The organism is Acinetobacter sp. ANC 7912, from assembly GCF_039862785.1.
Lineage (GTDB): Bacteria > Pseudomonadota > Gammaproteobacteria > Pseudomonadales > Moraxellaceae > Acinetobacter > Acinetobacter thermotolerans.
The window spans coordinates 1,491,962-1,506,341 of sequence record NZ_CP156795.1 but is presented as its reverse complement, the minus strand read 5'-3'; the positions used below and the strand labels follow the sequence as shown (position 1 = coordinate 1,506,341).

Here is a 14,380-nt window from a genome sequence, read left to right as displayed (position 1 = left end):
TATAGCCTCCTCAGGCAACTAGATATAAGCCCTTTTTAGGACTGTATTGTGAAACTGGAATTTGATAGTCAGATGGCTGCTGGTCGCACATCTTGAGTTCAAACATACGGACAAACGGAATAACTTTGCCGTTAGGATTCTTATGAAGGTTTTGAATGTGAGATTTTGAAATACCGCAATCTAATAATGAATTAAGGCATTTATAAAATTGAGCTTCACTATACAAACCCTTAGTTGCAGTTAATCCAATCTGACGTACCAAAGAATAAAACTTCATAGCGTTATTAGCTTTTGTAAAACTTTCTTTACCAGTCTTTGTATAAGTCACTAATTTAGATTTGAGTAAATCTAAAATTTCGCCATCACTTGAAAAATTCATATATTTACCCTTCATTGTGTCTAAGATCGGGTCAAAAGCTACGTGCCAGAGGCGTAGCAATAATTCTGGCTGTTCATGTTGCAAATTAATTAACTGAAATAAATTAGACGGATAACCGTTTTTAGTTAGATACGTTTTAGTAATACGTGCTTCGAGACGTAAAACAGCATTAGCAAAAGGCAAAGCATCATGCATAGCCATGACAAGTGATTTAGAGCGCATACAGCCCTTCTCTGCTTGTTTCTGAACCTTATTTAATTGGGCTTTTACTTCTTCAAATTTGCCATACGCTTTAGGACGAACACTTGCACCATCGTTACCCCAAGTAATGTAATTATCGTATTTGACTTGACGCGCTTTACGGTGGCCAGATGCAAGATTGGACATATAGTCAAGAACTGGCTGAACCATATTCTGATGAGGCAATCTAAAAAGATAAGTAGTATCAAGACAAAGAACTTCTGTTTTATCTCTATCAAGAATCGCACTCAATTTAGGAAATGCTTCAAAAAACATTCCAAGCATGTGCATAGCACCAAGTTCTATAGATTCAAAACCATAAACATTGTGACCCTGTAAAAGCTTAAGTGGAGATGCTTTTAACTCAACATAAGGTACTGTATTCATAGTATTGGTATAAAACTTAACAGCCATATCTGTATAGTCACTTGGTAGAGCTTCATAAGGGTGATACAAGTCCCCTGTTATGGTCTGGCCGTCATCTGTCTTACTTACATGGCGTGTTGCTGCTGGAACTCCATAATCGCGAATATCACCATTGAACTGATGGTGATTATCAAAACTACGCACATGCGTAGGAATGATTGGAATCGCTAAACGGAGGAAATCGAGCATTTTTATACATGTATACAAATTACATTGAGATAAATTTAATACATGTACACATGAATATCAAGCACAAATTACATGTATACAAGTAGTATTGACAACATGTTAGATGAATACAGATTGGTTAAAAAATGGCAATTACAGTTAGGCTAAACGATAAAGAGCAAGAAATGCTTAGAAAAAAATGTATTGAGCTTAATAAACTATTGATTAATAGAAATTTAATGCCAATAAAAGAAAGCGAGCTTGTACATATTATTTTAGAACAATGTATAAATGAAACTGAATTAACAACAAGTGGACAAGTAAGGGTTATAGCTAAATAATTGGCTTAAATGCGAAACATTCTTGATAACTCTGAAAGCTCCGTTATATATAGCTCATAGAGCGAATTGCAAAAAACTTTCGAGAGTCAGGCACACTATTAGACAGTAGTGTGCCTTTTTCTTAGCGCCCTACTCCTCACACTCGTCGAAGCTCCTCGCGTTCGTCATGATGCGCAGACAGATGTTCGTATAATGAAGATTGATGTTAAAAAGCCCCGTGAGACGGTCTATTTTCTCACTGGGGCTTAGTAACATAATCTTCGGCTACATTATACGAAATCAATCTGTAAGCCCAAAATAGAAATGTCCGGTTTCTCCAAAGTAAAAATGTCCGCTTTTAGAATATGCACTTTTGCGATTATTGAAGCGGACGGTTTGATATGTTGGTGTCTATGTCGGATAAAGAACTTAAACGATTGTCGGTCTTGCAGGAAATCTGCGATCAACGCATAACTCAATCCCAGGCTGCTCAGCTACTTCATATTTCAGAACGTCAGATCAGACGCTTACTGCAGAAATACAAAGCTCAAGGTCCCGCTGCATTAGCCCATGCCGGTCGTGGCCAAATTAGCAATTCCAAACTTCCTGAAGAACTCAGACTCAAGTGCCTCAATATTGTTTCTGACCAACTCCATGGTTTCGGACCCACTTTAGCGCATGAAAAGCTCACTACCGTACATGGATTCGATCTTTCAGTAGAAACCCTGCGTTCTTGGATGATTGCAGCTGACTTATGGATTCCTCGATCCAAGCGCCTGAAACGCCCATATCAGCCTCGATATAACCGGGATTGTTATGGTGAACTGGTACAAATCGATGGCTCACACCATGACTGGTCTGAAGGAAGAGCCGCTAAATGCTGTCTGCTAGTCTTTATCGATGATGCCACAGGCAAATTGCAGCATTTACGCTTCTGTGAATCAGAATCAGCCTTTGACTATATGATTTCGACACGCTTGTATGTTGAACAGCATGGTAAGCCTTTAGCGTTTTACAGCGACAAACATTCAGTCTTTAGGGTGAATCAAAGCAGCAAGAAAGACAGCAAGATTACCCAGTTTGGACGCGTACTCAGTACCCTCAATATCGATATCATCTTCGCCAATTCACCCCAGGCCAAAGGCCGTGTGGAACGTGCCAACAGAACCCTTCAGGACCGTCTGATCAAAGAGATGCGTTTGGAAGGTATCAGTTCGATTGCAGATGCCAATAAGTGGTTGCCCTGCTTTATTGAGCAATTTAATCGCAAATTTGCCAAGATGGCCTTTAACCCTAAGGATTTACACCGCTCTGCCACCGAAACAGCCGAGCAATTAGATGATATTTTTACCTGGCGAGAGCCACGTAGAGTCACCAATAGCCTGACCATTACTTATGATAAATGTGTATATCTCCTGGAGAGTACAGAAGAAAACCAGAGGCTGATTGGTAAATATCTTGAGTTCCTGGAATACCCGGATGGTACCGTGGCCATCATGCATGAAGGCCGGAAGATCAATTACAGCATCTTCGATAAATTAAGTCAGCTCAACCAGCGAGAGATTGTTGAGAATAAACGGTTGGGTGCTGTTCTGAATCATATCCAACAACAGCATGAAGAACTGGAACAACAAAACAAACGCAATCGTTCTCAAAAGATGCCAAGCAGACGTGCACAGAAAACAGCAATTCAACAACGAAATCTGAATCCTGTGCTTGACTTGGAAATGTCCATATAGGACATTTCTATTTGGTTATTAGGTAGGACATTTCTACTTGGGAATAACACAATCAATATATTTGATTCTAATTCAACGGATCCACCATCGTTCATTTAATTAAACTTGTAATTGAAAATAAAGTAAATTTGTAATTCTTTCAGACGTACCTAAAGTATTTATCAGTAGACATTTTTTGTCTTCTAATTTCAAATAAATATTTGAAGCAAATAATTCACGGATATCAACAGAATAAAAATTATCTATTGCTTTAATTCTTTTATCTAAACCAATCACAGTATTAATAAGTATTTCAAGCAAAATATCTTCAATAAATTCTTTAATGGGTCTACTTATCTTAAGATTCTTATATGTGGATTCTAATTTGATGATTCTTTTTATTTCATTCCTACCCAATAGATTAAAATCCAACCAGTTTGAACACATTAAATGACTTGCATACTCATATTGACAAACAGTCCAAATATTATTATGAAATTGAGAACCATCCGATACCCAACGATACTCTCTTTTTCTTTCAGCCCATTTGCATTTACGTTTGTTTTTAAGGTGAATGATCTTATTATACTCAAGATAATGATTAACCAAATTAAAGATTTTAAAATTATTAAATTTATTTAGTTGCAATTTATTTTTATAAAATTCTAATATGTTATTTATTTGATCTTTATACTGTATCAAGAAAAATAAAATTTCCTCGTTATCGTAAATTTTAACTCTAGCTTTTGTTTTCCTAAAATAAGGAAACAAAAAAAGAAGTTCATTAGGGATTGGAGAAATATAATTTAAAAAACTTATCAAATTTTTAAGATTATTCTCATTTACCGTATGAATTATATTCCCTGTAATTAAAGAATAACAATTTATATTTTCCTCCAAACCAATCAACCAATCTCTTATTTTACAAAAATATGATGTTAAAAATTTATGTTTATTCCTTGGCCAGGATGGATTTTCCATAACTGATAATTCAATTATTTTCTGCACTCTTAATGAAAAAATATCATTTTTACTCAAATTTTTTCTTACTATTAGACTTTCTTTTTTTAATTTAATCCTATGGACAGGACATATAACCATCCAATTTTTATTAAATAGCTCACTATGAAAACCAGATTTAATACATGATTCACAATAAGAGAATATCTTACTATGGCAATCATGATTCTTTTCAATAATTATTTCTCTTTCAATGCAATCATGTCTTTTATATAGAAAATTCGAATAGGATTTTAAAATTTCCTTATCATTCAATGATATGTTATTAAAAAAAATATTAAATTTCCTCTCATTCTCATATAGATTTGACCAGAATTTAAAAAAATTTTTAGCAGTCATCTGATTTAAATAACAAAATTTAGCAGCAAAACACTCGAATGATTCCGTTTCACTCAAGATATCAATACCCCAATTAAAGGCGATATAATTTTCATTAAAGCTATTAAGATTGCTTATATTTTTAATCATGAACTCACCTAAAGTGGTATTTCAGAAATCATAAGAATATGGCTTTCAAAACCTGTTGTTTTTATTGAATTTAACCAATATTCTAATGATTCAAGCTTTTCCCAGTCTTCATCATCATTAACAAAGTCTTTAAGAGTTCTTTCAATTAATGCTGCTATATGCTGCATAGGTATTTCGAATTTATTTTTCTTATATAAATTTTGTGGATATTCTTTTTGAAAAGCCTCCCATATTAAGTCAGCATAATTGAAAAGCCGTTTTCCTTTTTTATACCCCCTTGGGGCAAAGTATTCCAAATATGTAGTTCCACTTCCATCCGGCCACTCAGAATCTTCCTCATATGACTGAAGAATAAAAATAAGTTCCTTTATATCTGTAATACCTTTAAATCGATAATTACCTGTAAAAAATCTAGCTGTTATGTGTGGATTGCCAGTTCTAGCCAAATAATTCGGTTTATAATTAATGTTATGTGAAGCTATTGAAAATACACTTAATTTGTATCCATTTATATCTAAATTATTTTGCAGCCCTAATAGCCATTTCCATTCTTTAAGTGTTATTTCTTGGGCTTCATCAATTAAAAGAATTACATAATTACTTTGAGCAAAATCAGCTATCGTTTTAAATCTTTCTTCTACTAAATTTCTTGCAACAATTTTTGTTTTGGGTTTTTTTATATCATAAAGTTCATACTTTGATGCTTTTAGTATTTCATTCCAAAACTCGCCTTCACCCATTAAAGAGTCTTTGCGACTCCATAATACTAATGGCACGTCCTGTCCAAAGCGTTGTGACAATTCGATAATCAAATAATCCCTTACACTACGAGTTTTGCCAAATCGAGATGGTCCAAACAAATACTCTCCACTCAGTCTTTGTTCTATCCAATTTCCAATTACCGAAATCATTTCATCCATAGGTGGAGTATAAATAGTATATTTCTGGGTAAATATAGGATGATTGGGATCAACTCTAGAATTCATATGTCACCCCTGCACTATTTTTCTTCTTGCTGGTAAGTTTGTTAAATCATAATTCTTACTGCTTCTTTCCAATGATTTAGCTGAAGACTCCTCACTAGGAGATAGAGTCGATTTGGATTCATCTTGAGGTGTAGAAATATCTAATGGTTTGATTACGTTTTCATCATTAATTGAAGAATCTGTTTGCATCATTTCTTCATTTACTAATATCCTTTGTAATTCTAAATAAGCGGGATGTGGTGGCAGCTTTCTATGTGTTACTGCATACTCCATAAATGCGGTTACAGCATCTTGGTTTTTGTATGTATGAACCGTACCGGGTTTGTCGGAGAGTCAATATTCTGAGAGACTATTCCGATGAAAAAACCAAACTATACCCCCGAAATTAGAGAAAGAGCGGTTCAATTACTAATTGAATCTGAAAAAGATTATCCATCGAATTGGGCAGCAGTTTCCGCAATTGCTCCTAAAATTGGCTGTACTCCTGAAACACTACGTGTTTGGTATCAAAAATACTTAGATCAACAAAATCCCGCCAAAGTACAACAGGTATCTGACCAAGAAAAAATGAAGCAAATGGAACGTGAAATTAAAGAATTAAAACGTGCCAATGAAATTCTACGTAAAGCAGCCGCTTTTTTCGCCCAGGCGGAGCTCGACCGCCCACACAAATAATGGTGGATTTTATCCTTAACAATAAAGATCGATATGGTGTTGAGGCGATTTGTAGGATTTTACCGATCGCTGCTTCAACCTATTACCGGACTTTAGATCTCACAGTAAATCCAGAACATCGAGCGAAACGAGATTTACATGACTTGCAGCATGCTGAGGAGATTAAGCGAATTTGGAAAGAAAGTTCAGGTCGATACGGTGTGCGTAAGGTCTGGCAACAACTGAAACGTGAAGGCTATGTGATTGCACGTTGTACAGTTGCTCGATTGATGCAAAAGCTAGGTATACAAGGTGTTTGGCGTGGTAAGAATAAACAAACCACCCGTAACCGAGATGACCAAAAACGAGCAGATGATTTAGTGAAACGTAATTTTAATGCTGATCATCCAAACCAACTATGGGTGGGTGACTTTACGTATATTCAAACTCATTCAGGCTGGGTATATACCGCATTTGTTATTGACGTGTTCTCACGAGCAATTGTTGGATGGAAAGTATCTACACGGATGAATACAGATATGGTGCTCGATGCATTGGAGCAAGCATTGCACGATCGAGGTATGCCTAAGAATGTGATTCATCATTCAGATAGAGGTGTTCAATATCTTTCTATTCGCTATACCAATCGTTTAGAAGCAGCAAATTTACGAGCATCAGTCGGTACGACAGGTGATTCATACGATAATGCTTTGGCTGAAACGGTGAATGGCTTATACAAAACAGAGGTGATTGAATATCTAAAAGCAGATTGGCAAGGTTTAGCGGATGTACAACTTGCGACATTAAATTGGGTAGATTGGTTCAACAAAAAGCGTGTACACAGTGCACTGGGTTATGTATCGCCTTTTGAGTTTGAAGCAATGTACTATGATAAGATTAATCCGTTAGGTCAGGTGGCCTAACTTAAATAAAAAAGTCTCCGACAAACCCGGTACGGTTCACATATAGTAACCGGGGTACAATTTCTTTACATGACCGCAATAATAAGCTGATTCTAGAGAAAAAAGAGGAATCAATTTATGATCATCGCACACCAGTAACTTTAACCCATACCTTTTCAGAATTTAAGACTCTTCAGCCAAGATTGGAAATTTCAAAACTTACTGGCTACTCAAATCTTTGGTTAAACTCTTTAAACGCCATGACCTTTTCATCTTGGAACTATATCCAAGATTTTACAAGCAGAGTTACAGGCAATGGACCTGTAATTGAAGGAATGTCTTGGTATGATTTCGCTCGAAAAGTAGCATGGGAACGTTTCTATCCTTCTCTACCTTTCGTTTTTATTCTTTTAGGTGTGGCTCTGTACGGTGGTTGGCGCAGATATCAAATTGAAAAAATAAATATCAAGTTAATTAAACAGCAACAACGTTTAAATCAGGAGAAATTTGAACTAGAAAAATCTGTTCAACAATTGAATGTAGACTTAGAAGAAAAAGATCATGAGGCTTTTTTACTTAACTCTAGTATCCAAGATCTTATTGTAAAAATTGAAAATTCGGTTGATCGCAAAGAAATTGATGCTCTATTAGTTGAAAAACAAGAACTAGAAAACGAACTTCGAAATAATGAAAGCGAAAAATCTAAACTTTTAAGAGTACTCGGTCAAAAGGATCGCGCTCAACAGGAATTACAAAGTCGTATTGAGGAATATGAAATTAAGCATGGCTACACTTTAGTTGGGGAATTTGTACGATATTGGACATATTTCGAAAAACAACTTCAACGTTTATGTTCTAGAGAACTCCAACAACAATTAAACAACTCTAAGGGCAAATCGGTATCTGCTTCATTAATGATTGATGACCTATATAATCAAGCAATCATTAATCAAAATTTGCGTGATGACTTACACCTAGCCCGTAAATTCCGTAACAGCGTTATGCATGCATCAAATGTCGATAATCAAAGTCATTATCAACATATTATTCATGATTTAAAAGGTAATATTAAAATCCTTGAACAAGCTATCGATAAATTACAAAAACAGGATCTTTACTAAACTAACGTTGATGATTTATAAGGGCAGCTGCTTACAGCTGCCCTTATAATATTAGAAAGATATAACGCGATCCTTAAAATTATCTTTTATAGTAATGTCCTCTCTTTCAATCGGAAGATAAAAAGGCATACTTCTTCCATTTTGCTTTGGTACGATTCTAGCTGCCAACTCGACACCTAATTTTTTTTCTAGATGTTTTTTTAGCTTAGACTTTGTTGACTCGAAGAATTCTTTATTCACGACTATAGATGTCTCACCACCCTTAAGCTCATCATAATGTGTTAGGTATTCGGCAGTCAGTTCTTCTATAATTTGAATTTCTGCATCAGAATTATCACCCTTTGCCTTACCTGTTGGTGCTTTAATGCCAGCCTGACCTTTAATTTTGTTGTCAGCGAACCACATCAGCATGGCCATTTCTCGAGCAGGAATATCTATCTGTTCTCCACCATTAACCCTAATATATTGATGAGTGACATCGATCTCTAATGAAAGATTTTGATTAGATTGGTTGATTTGTTCCACAACATCTGAAAATTGGTAGGTGTCCATTTTAAGCGGATGAGTATCTGGCAATGCATTTCTTAAGCGCACGAAAGGGATATCTGCCAAAAAAACTTTAGCATGCTGTGCATTTAATCGTTCTTGTGACATATTTTTGCCAACATAATGCTCATATGGTGTTGGATAGTAAAAGCCATCTGCAAATTCGAACTCTTCTGATACTAGAACATGAGACATACTATCTTGGGCTCTGCCATACAAAGAAAGTGCATAGCCTGCATAAAACCCCATTGTTTTACGACCACCTGCAATAGACACATGTAACTTAGAATCATCATCTTCAGTAAATAACTTAATCAAACGACATGTTTCATTTGCAGCTAACTCGTTATCATCTAAAGTCTTAAGATCCTCTAACTCTTTTCCTTGATACCTAATGACATGAACAGTGGAATCGTCAAATCTAATATTTGATAAATGAAAATCTTTAAGAAATTTCTCAAAAATACCATCATTAAACAACCGAGATCGAATTTGGATTTTTCCTTTCGCCGTAGTCAACACATGTATTTCAGTTGGTACCCATTTATCATTATTTTCGGGATCAGCAGCCAATGCATACAGGGTTTCCGTGATGATTTGCGGTGTCATTCCTGTAACTAAAAATAAAATGTCCTTTTGCATGTGCCTTTTCCCTTACGTTGTACTCAGTAATATTTCAAACAATTGATCACAGCCTTGAACAGGATTTGATTCTATAACGTTTTCTTCAATATAAAATATCTTTAGATTTTCAAAACCATATTTCTGGATATTTTCAAAGATATGCATATATATCTGATGTTTCTCATTAGCATCTCTACTTTTTCCTATATAAATAACTTTGTCAGGTACTGGGACAGGATGCAAATCTGTTAATAAATTTCTGATATGTGCTTTTGCCAAACAATCTTTACCAGGCCAGTTTTCAATTAAATTTGTGAAAATACTACCAACTCCTATAAGTATCTCACCATTAAATTTTATATGTTTTAAATGATATTTGGCTCTAGTGACCAACAAGTCTGATGTGAAAACTTTATTACTAGAAAATTTAAAAAAAACTTGTTCCCACCAAACGTAAGATGGCATCGGTGCTACTGGATGAAAGACATCAACAGATTGATTTCTATTTTTATAAAATTCTAAGCACTGAGCAAATAATTTTTCTTTAAGTAACTCATTAGTGCCTTCAAGTGCAATATACATAAAAGTGGCCTTTTGTTTTTATATCTGTGCGAACAAAAGCAAGCTTGGATTTTAGCGAAGATTCATACGATGTATGTAAGAGCGTAAGCTTCCAAAGAAAGTCTCTGATTCGACACCAAGATTTTTATTTAATTTTATTTTTATATAAAGAAAGAATACTAGTCCCTGCGTAAGCTTGCCAAATAAATATTCCTATTCGAGATTTTACTATATTTACTAACATAAAATACAAGCAAGGGATGAAAGCAATGACAATCTATATGAATTCAGAGCAGTTCTTTTTGTGAACCGTACCGGGTTTGTCGGAGACTTTTTTATTTAAGTTAGGCCACCTGACCTAACGGGTTAATCTTATCATAGTACATTGCTTCAAACTCAAAAGGCGATACATAACCCAGTGCACTGTGTACACGCTTTTTATTGAACCAATCTACCCAATTTAATGTCGCAAGTTGTACATCTGCTAAACCTTGCCAATCTGCTTTTAGATATTCAATCACCTCTGTTTTGTATAAGCCATTCACCGTTTCAGCCAAAGCATTATCGTATGAATCACCAGTCGTACCGACTGATGCTCGTAAATTTGCAGCTTCTAAACGATTGGTATAGCGAATGGAAAGATATTGCACACCTCTGTCGGAATGATGAATCACATTCTTTGGCATGCCGCGATCATGCAATGCTTGCTCCAATGCATCGAGCACCATATCTGTATTCATCCGTGTAGATACTTTCCATCCAACAATTGCTCGTGAAAACACATCAATAATAAAGGCGGTATAGACCCAGCCTGAATGAGTTTGAATATACGTAAAGTCACCGACCCATAGTTGGTTTGGATGATCAGCACTAAAATTACGTTTCACTAAATCATCTGCCCGTTTTTGGTCATCCCGGCTACGGGTAGTTTGTTTATTCTTACCGCGCCAAACACCTTGTATACCTAGCTTCTGCATCAATCGAGCAACTGTACAACGTGCAATCACATAGCCTTCACGTTTCAGTTGTTGCCAGACCTTACGCACACCGTATCGACCTGAACTTTCTTTCCAAATTCGTTTAATCTCCTCAGCATGATGCAAGTCATGTAAATCTCGCTTTGCTCGATGTTCCCTTGCGAAGCAATGCTTCTCATCGCAGAGATCTAGAGTCCGGTAATAGGTTGAAGGTGCGATCGGTAAAATTCTACAAATCGCCTCGACTCCGTACAGCTCTTTATTATTATGGATAAAATCCACCATTATTTGTGTGGGCGGTCGAGCTCCGCCTGGGCGAAAAAAGCGGCTGCTTTACGTAGAATCTCATTGGCGCGTTGCAGTTCTTTATTTTCGCGTTCGAGTTGTTTGATACGTTCTTGGTCTGAAAGCTGCTGTACTTTAACTGGATTTTGTTTATCTAAATATTTTTGATACCAAACACGTAGTGTTTCAGGAGTACAACCTATCTTGGGAGCAATAGCGGTGATCGCAGCCCAATTCGATGGATAATCTTTTTCAGATTCAATCAATAATTGAACCGCTCTTTCTCTGATTTCAGGGGTATATTTTAATTTTGTCATCGGGATAGTCTCTCAGAATATTGACTCTCCGACAAACCCGGTACGGTTCATTGGGTTTAACTAACCATGCTGCCAAACGATCTACCCAGCGTGGTATGAAGAGTAAACATATTGCTAATCTATTAAGATTCGGTCGTAAAAACTACAAGAATGGTGCAATATATTACAGTGTTGGAAAGAAGGAAATTTCTAGATATAAAGATATTTGCCCAGGATTAAAAGAGATGAATGGGATGCATCTTATTGTATCAATAACTGGCAATGTCATAACCATGTTCCGAAATAAAAGTTTTCGGCATATAAGGTTTTGATAAATATAATGTTTATATAATATACAAAATTAGTTAATAATTCATAAAAGTTACAACTTTAATTAAATAATAATTAACTAAACTTCTTACCTATAAATTATATCTATTTGAATTTAATGTTTTTTATTAGTAACAAGTTTAGTTAACTGAACGACCATCGTTGTTTATCTACTTAACTCAAGATCTTCAAATTTCAAATAAAGACCAGTTGCTGTTGCTTACCAAGCATTAGCCTCAACAAATTTTATGACTGAGCATCCAGAAAATTCTGCATCTGCCCCAAGACCTGCGCCGTCTTTTCACCATGTAACCAGTGTCCAGCATCTTCAATCAGTTCTATTTTTGCATTTGAAAATTGATGTTCGATCGCAGCAAAATGTTCTGGTTTAGAAATATAAAATGAATTTCCACCTCTCAAAAACAATGCTAGCGTATTCACAGGTTCAATATCTTCCCAAACCAGAATATCTGGGTAATGGTTATAAAGAGTTTGTACATTAAACAACCATGTTCCTTTATTAAAGGATTTCAGCAAAAATTGAATGACCATTTCTTCATTCAGATATTCACGCATGATTTTTGCGGCATCAAGACGTGAGGAAACATTGGCTCGCTCAACAGCAAATAAGGCTTCAAAAATTTCGGCATGATGATTTTCATGATAATTAATTGGTGTCATATCTAGTACTACAAGTTGCTCTACCCGATCACGTGCCAGATCTGCTAATTTCATCGCAACTTTTCCGCCCATAGAATGACCCACGACAACAAATTTTGTAATATTCAGGCTATCTAATGTTTCTAGTACATCTTGTGACATCAGCTCATAATTATGCTCATCACTATGTCCTGATAAACCATGATTACGTAGATCAAGCTGAATCACAGCTCTTTGGCTGGAAAAATGTCGTGCCAGCATTCCTAAGTTACTCAAACTCCCAAATAAACCATGTATGAAGACCATTGGACTAAGTTGTGAGTCATCATGAGTGGTTAATTGATAGTTAAGGATCATTTCGAATTCCGCTGATTTCTTTATTTAGGAGTTAGTGTGTGAATTTTACAGGAAATTAATCAGTTGCCAATTTAGAATTATAATTCTGCTTAGGCTATTTTATAGTTAAGAAAATCTCTTAGGCTACTGAATGACTTTGAAACTGGTTAAGTTAAGCTCATCCGACCACGCTATGAAAGTAATTTTTATTTATGAAATTAATTATATAGCACAAAATAAATAGCTACTGATTGAGCTAAATTTATATAGGAATAATTTGATTCAGTTACTCAAATTATTTACTCAAAAGATTGATTATATCTTTAAAAAAATAGCTTAGGCTATTTTTTTAACCTAATAGATAAACCAACCTTAGTTTCGCCCTATTAATATTTAAAAATACTAATGATTCTAATAATTTTGTGGATATATGCCTGGGAAAATCACTAATCACTTCTATTTTTATATAGTTCTACTAAATAGAAAAATAAAAGATCGCCTTATATTTATAATTTAGATTATTCCTCTTCAGTAGGTTGTTCTTCCCTGTTCTTACAAAATACCCCAGATGTCATGCCTGAACTATTCATGCTCTGATTTTGACGATCAAGAAAATTCTGGGCAATCGTAGCCATCATGGAAGCCATATTCAGCTGACTGTTTTCTTGAGAAGCTTTCAAAATATTCTCATAGGCTTGAATACGGTCACATAGAGCCTGACGCTCAGCATTGATGCTGGGTTTCTGTTCCCCTGTATGAGGCTCATCCAGAACAGCTTTGGTTTCATTCACAATACGGGTCTGGTCAGCAATATACTGGTCGTATTGTTCCTGAGTCATACTTTCAGCCACGGCGTAATTCATTAAGAATACGCCGTTAAGTCCTAGCCAAATGATACCAGCAAGCTTCTTCATTCCTGACCTTCTTTCCAGACATCTTCATAATCATCAGCATCGATCATGAAACGATAGCCTTGTTCCAAGGCCAGATACGGCAGAACGTCTGGCGCGATATCCTGCAATTCTCGCACTGTCATCAGTTCGAAATCTGCATCACTAGACACTTCTTCACCACCATAGATATACCAGCTGACTTTGCTTGCTATATCTGGTGCTTTGCGAATACCAACAATAGGATCCTGATTTAAAGTATGGACAGCCACAGCAATTACATCATCCCCACTCACTTCAACATAGGTAGAGCCAACTTCTTCACACAGTAATTTCTGTTCTGCAATAAGTTCTTGAAGTGGTGAAAGTTTCTGGGTGTTTTTTGACATGGCGTCATTACTCTAAATTCAATGCGCCCTAAGTGTAGCCTAATTTTTATAATTCTGAATGTGCTTTTTGTCGCTTGATACATG

The 14,380-nt window shown here is 35.7% G+C and carries 14 protein-coding genes and 2 other annotated features; of the genes, 4 read left to right on the top strand and 10 right to left on the bottom strand.

Annotated elements, in window-relative coordinates; genetic code table 11:
* Positions 1–10 precede the first annotated feature (10 nt).
* Positions 11–1,234, bottom strand: coding sequence for a phage/plasmid replication protein, II/X family (locus ABEF84_RS07505; RefSeq protein ID WP_347473867.1), 1,224 nt, complete (start codon positions 1,232–1,234; stop codon positions 11–13).
* A gap of 125 nt (positions 1,235–1,359) precedes the next feature.
* On the opposite strand from ABEF84_RS07505, the gene ABEF84_RS07500 reads away from it, so the two are divergent.
* Positions 1,360–1,554, top strand: coding sequence for a hypothetical protein (locus ABEF84_RS07500; RefSeq protein WP_247166053.1), 195 nt, complete (start codon positions 1,360–1,362; stop codon positions 1,552–1,554).
* A gap of 392 nt (positions 1,555–1,946) precedes the next feature.
* Positions 1,947–3,272 carry an ISNCY family transposase gene (locus tag ABEF84_RS07495; protein ID WP_347473866.1) on the top strand — a complete coding sequence of 442 codons (1,326 nt, stop codon included), beginning with the start codon at positions 1,947–1,949 and terminating at the stop codon, positions 3,270–3,272.
* A gap of 99 nt (positions 3,273–3,371) precedes the next feature.
* Here the strand turns inward: ABEF84_RS07495 and ABEF84_RS07490 are convergent, their stop codons facing one another.
* The 3 genes from ABEF84_RS07490 to ABEF84_RS07480 are packed head-to-tail and all read right to left on the bottom strand — an operon-like array spanning position 3,372 to position 5,998.
* Positions 3,372–4,739, bottom strand: a complete 1,368-nt coding sequence (locus tag ABEF84_RS07490) for a hypothetical protein (RefSeq protein ID WP_347473865.1) — start codon at positions 4,737–4,739, stop codon at positions 3,372–3,374.
* An 8-nt stretch (positions 4,740–4,747) separates the two neighbouring features.
* Positions 4,748–5,725, bottom strand: a complete 978-nt coding sequence (locus ABEF84_RS07485; RefSeq protein WP_347473864.1) for an AAA family ATPase — start codon at positions 5,723–5,725, stop codon at positions 4,748–4,750.
* Positions 5,726–5,728: 3 nt separating this feature from the next.
* Positions 5,729–5,998 carry a hypothetical protein gene (locus tag ABEF84_RS07480; RefSeq protein WP_347473863.1) on the bottom strand — a complete coding sequence of 90 codons (270 nt, stop codon included), beginning with the start codon at positions 5,996–5,998 and terminating at the stop codon, positions 5,729–5,731.
* 84 nt (positions 5,999–6,082) lie between these two features.
* On the opposite strand from ABEF84_RS07480, the gene ABEF84_RS07475 reads away from it, so the two are divergent.
* Both ABEF84_RS07475 and ABEF84_RS07470 read left to right on the top strand, forming a co-directional pair.
* Positions 6,083–7,302 (top strand): IS3 family transposase gene (locus ABEF84_RS07475; RefSeq protein ID WP_100357698.1). Its coding sequence is split into 2 segments (ribosomal slippage): positions 6,083–6,359 and positions 6,359–7,302, totalling 1,221 coding nucleotides; the frame shifts between segments, so codons are not numbered across the junction.
* Positions 6,358–6,474 (top strand) — a sequence feature (AL1L pseudoknot). It overlaps the preceding gene by 117 nt.
* A 182-nt stretch (positions 7,303–7,484) precedes the next feature.
* On the top strand, positions 7,485–8,402 hold the full coding sequence (locus tag ABEF84_RS07470; protein ID WP_347473862.1) for a hypothetical protein: 918 nt from the start codon (positions 7,485–7,487) through the stop codon (positions 8,400–8,402).
* 51 nt (positions 8,403–8,453) lie between these two features.
* On the opposite strand, the gene csm6 is transcribed toward ABEF84_RS07470, so the two are convergent.
* The 6 genes from csm6 to ABEF84_RS07440 all read right to left on the bottom strand — a co-directional run bounded on the left by csm6 (position 8,454) and on the right by ABEF84_RS07440 (position 14,296).
* Positions 8,454–9,590 (bottom strand): CRISPR-associated ring nuclease Csm6, encoded by a 1,137-nt coding sequence (gene csm6, locus ABEF84_RS07465; RefSeq protein ID WP_347473861.1) that lies wholly within the window; start codon positions 9,588–9,590, stop codon positions 8,454–8,456.
* A gap of 12 nt (positions 9,591–9,602) precedes the next feature.
* The gene (locus ABEF84_RS07460) at positions 9,603–10,154 is read right to left on the bottom strand and encodes a hypothetical protein (RefSeq protein ID WP_347473860.1); all 552 of its coding nucleotides are present in this window, start codon (positions 10,152–10,154) and stop codon (positions 9,603–9,605) included.
* 323 nt (positions 10,155–10,477) lie between these two features.
* Positions 10,478–11,712, bottom strand: a protein-coding gene (locus ABEF84_RS07455) for an IS3 family transposase (RefSeq protein WP_347455548.1) whose coding sequence is annotated in 2 segments (ribosomal slippage) — positions 10,478–11,436 and positions 11,436–11,712 — 1,236 coding nt in all. Because the reading frame shifts where the segments join, the coding sequence is not laid out codon by codon here.
* Positions 11,321–11,437: a sequence feature (AL1L pseudoknot), on the bottom strand. It overlaps the preceding gene by 117 nt.
* A gap of 555 nt (positions 11,713–12,267) precedes the next feature.
* Positions 12,268–13,038, bottom strand: coding sequence for an alpha/beta fold hydrolase (locus ABEF84_RS07450; RefSeq protein ID WP_347473859.1), 771 nt, complete (start codon positions 13,036–13,038; stop codon positions 12,268–12,270).
* A 497-nt stretch (positions 13,039–13,535) separates the two neighbouring features.
* A complete protein-coding gene (locus ABEF84_RS07445; RefSeq protein WP_034584264.1) occupies positions 13,536–13,931 on the bottom strand; it encodes a hypothetical protein in 396 nt (131 codons plus the stop codon).
* Complete coding sequence (locus ABEF84_RS07440; RefSeq protein ID WP_034584261.1) at positions 13,928–14,296, bottom strand: hypothetical protein; 369 nt, start codon at positions 14,294–14,296, stop codon at positions 13,928–13,930. The genes ABEF84_RS07445 and ABEF84_RS07440 overlap by 4 nt, the downstream gene beginning before the upstream one ends.
* Positions 14,297–14,380 lie beyond the last annotated feature (84 nt).

Coding starts and splice junctions, on each gene's coding strand:
- ABEF84_RS07505 (WP_347473867.1), bottom strand. CDS start 1,234: ATGCTCGATTTCCTCCGTTTAGCGATTCCAATCATTCCTACGCATGTG.
- ABEF84_RS07500 (WP_247166053.1), top strand. CDS start 1,360: ATGGCAATTACAGTTAGGCTAAACGATAAAGAGCAAGAAATGCTTAGA.
- ABEF84_RS07495 (WP_347473866.1), top strand. CDS start 1,947: ATGTCGGATAAAGAACTTAAACGATTGTCGGTCTTGCAGGAAATCTGC.
- ABEF84_RS07490 (WP_347473865.1), bottom strand. CDS start 4,739: ATGATTAAAAATATAAGCAATCTTAATAGCTTTAATGAAAATTATATC.
- ABEF84_RS07485 (WP_347473864.1), bottom strand. CDS start 5,725: ATGAATTCTAGAGTTGATCCCAATCATCCTATATTTACCCAGAAATAT.
- ABEF84_RS07480 (WP_347473863.1), bottom strand. CDS start 5,998: ATGGAGTATGCAGTAACACATAGAAAGCTGCCACCACATCCCGCTTAT.
- csm6 (WP_347473861.1), bottom strand. CDS start 9,590: ATGCAAAAGGACATTTTATTTTTAGTTACAGGAATGACACCGCAAATC.
- ABEF84_RS07460 (WP_347473860.1), bottom strand. CDS start 10,154: ATGTATATTGCACTTGAAGGCACTAATGAGTTACTTAAAGAAAAATTA.
- ABEF84_RS07450 (WP_347473859.1), bottom strand. CDS start 13,038: ATGATCCTTAACTATCAATTAACCACTCATGATGACTCACAACTTAGT.
- ABEF84_RS07445 (WP_034584264.1), bottom strand. CDS start 13,931: ATGAAGAAGCTTGCTGGTATCATTTGGCTAGGACTTAACGGCGTATTC.
- ABEF84_RS07440 (WP_034584261.1), bottom strand. CDS start 14,296: ATGTCAAAAAACACCCAGAAACTTTCACCACTTCAAGAACTTATTGCA.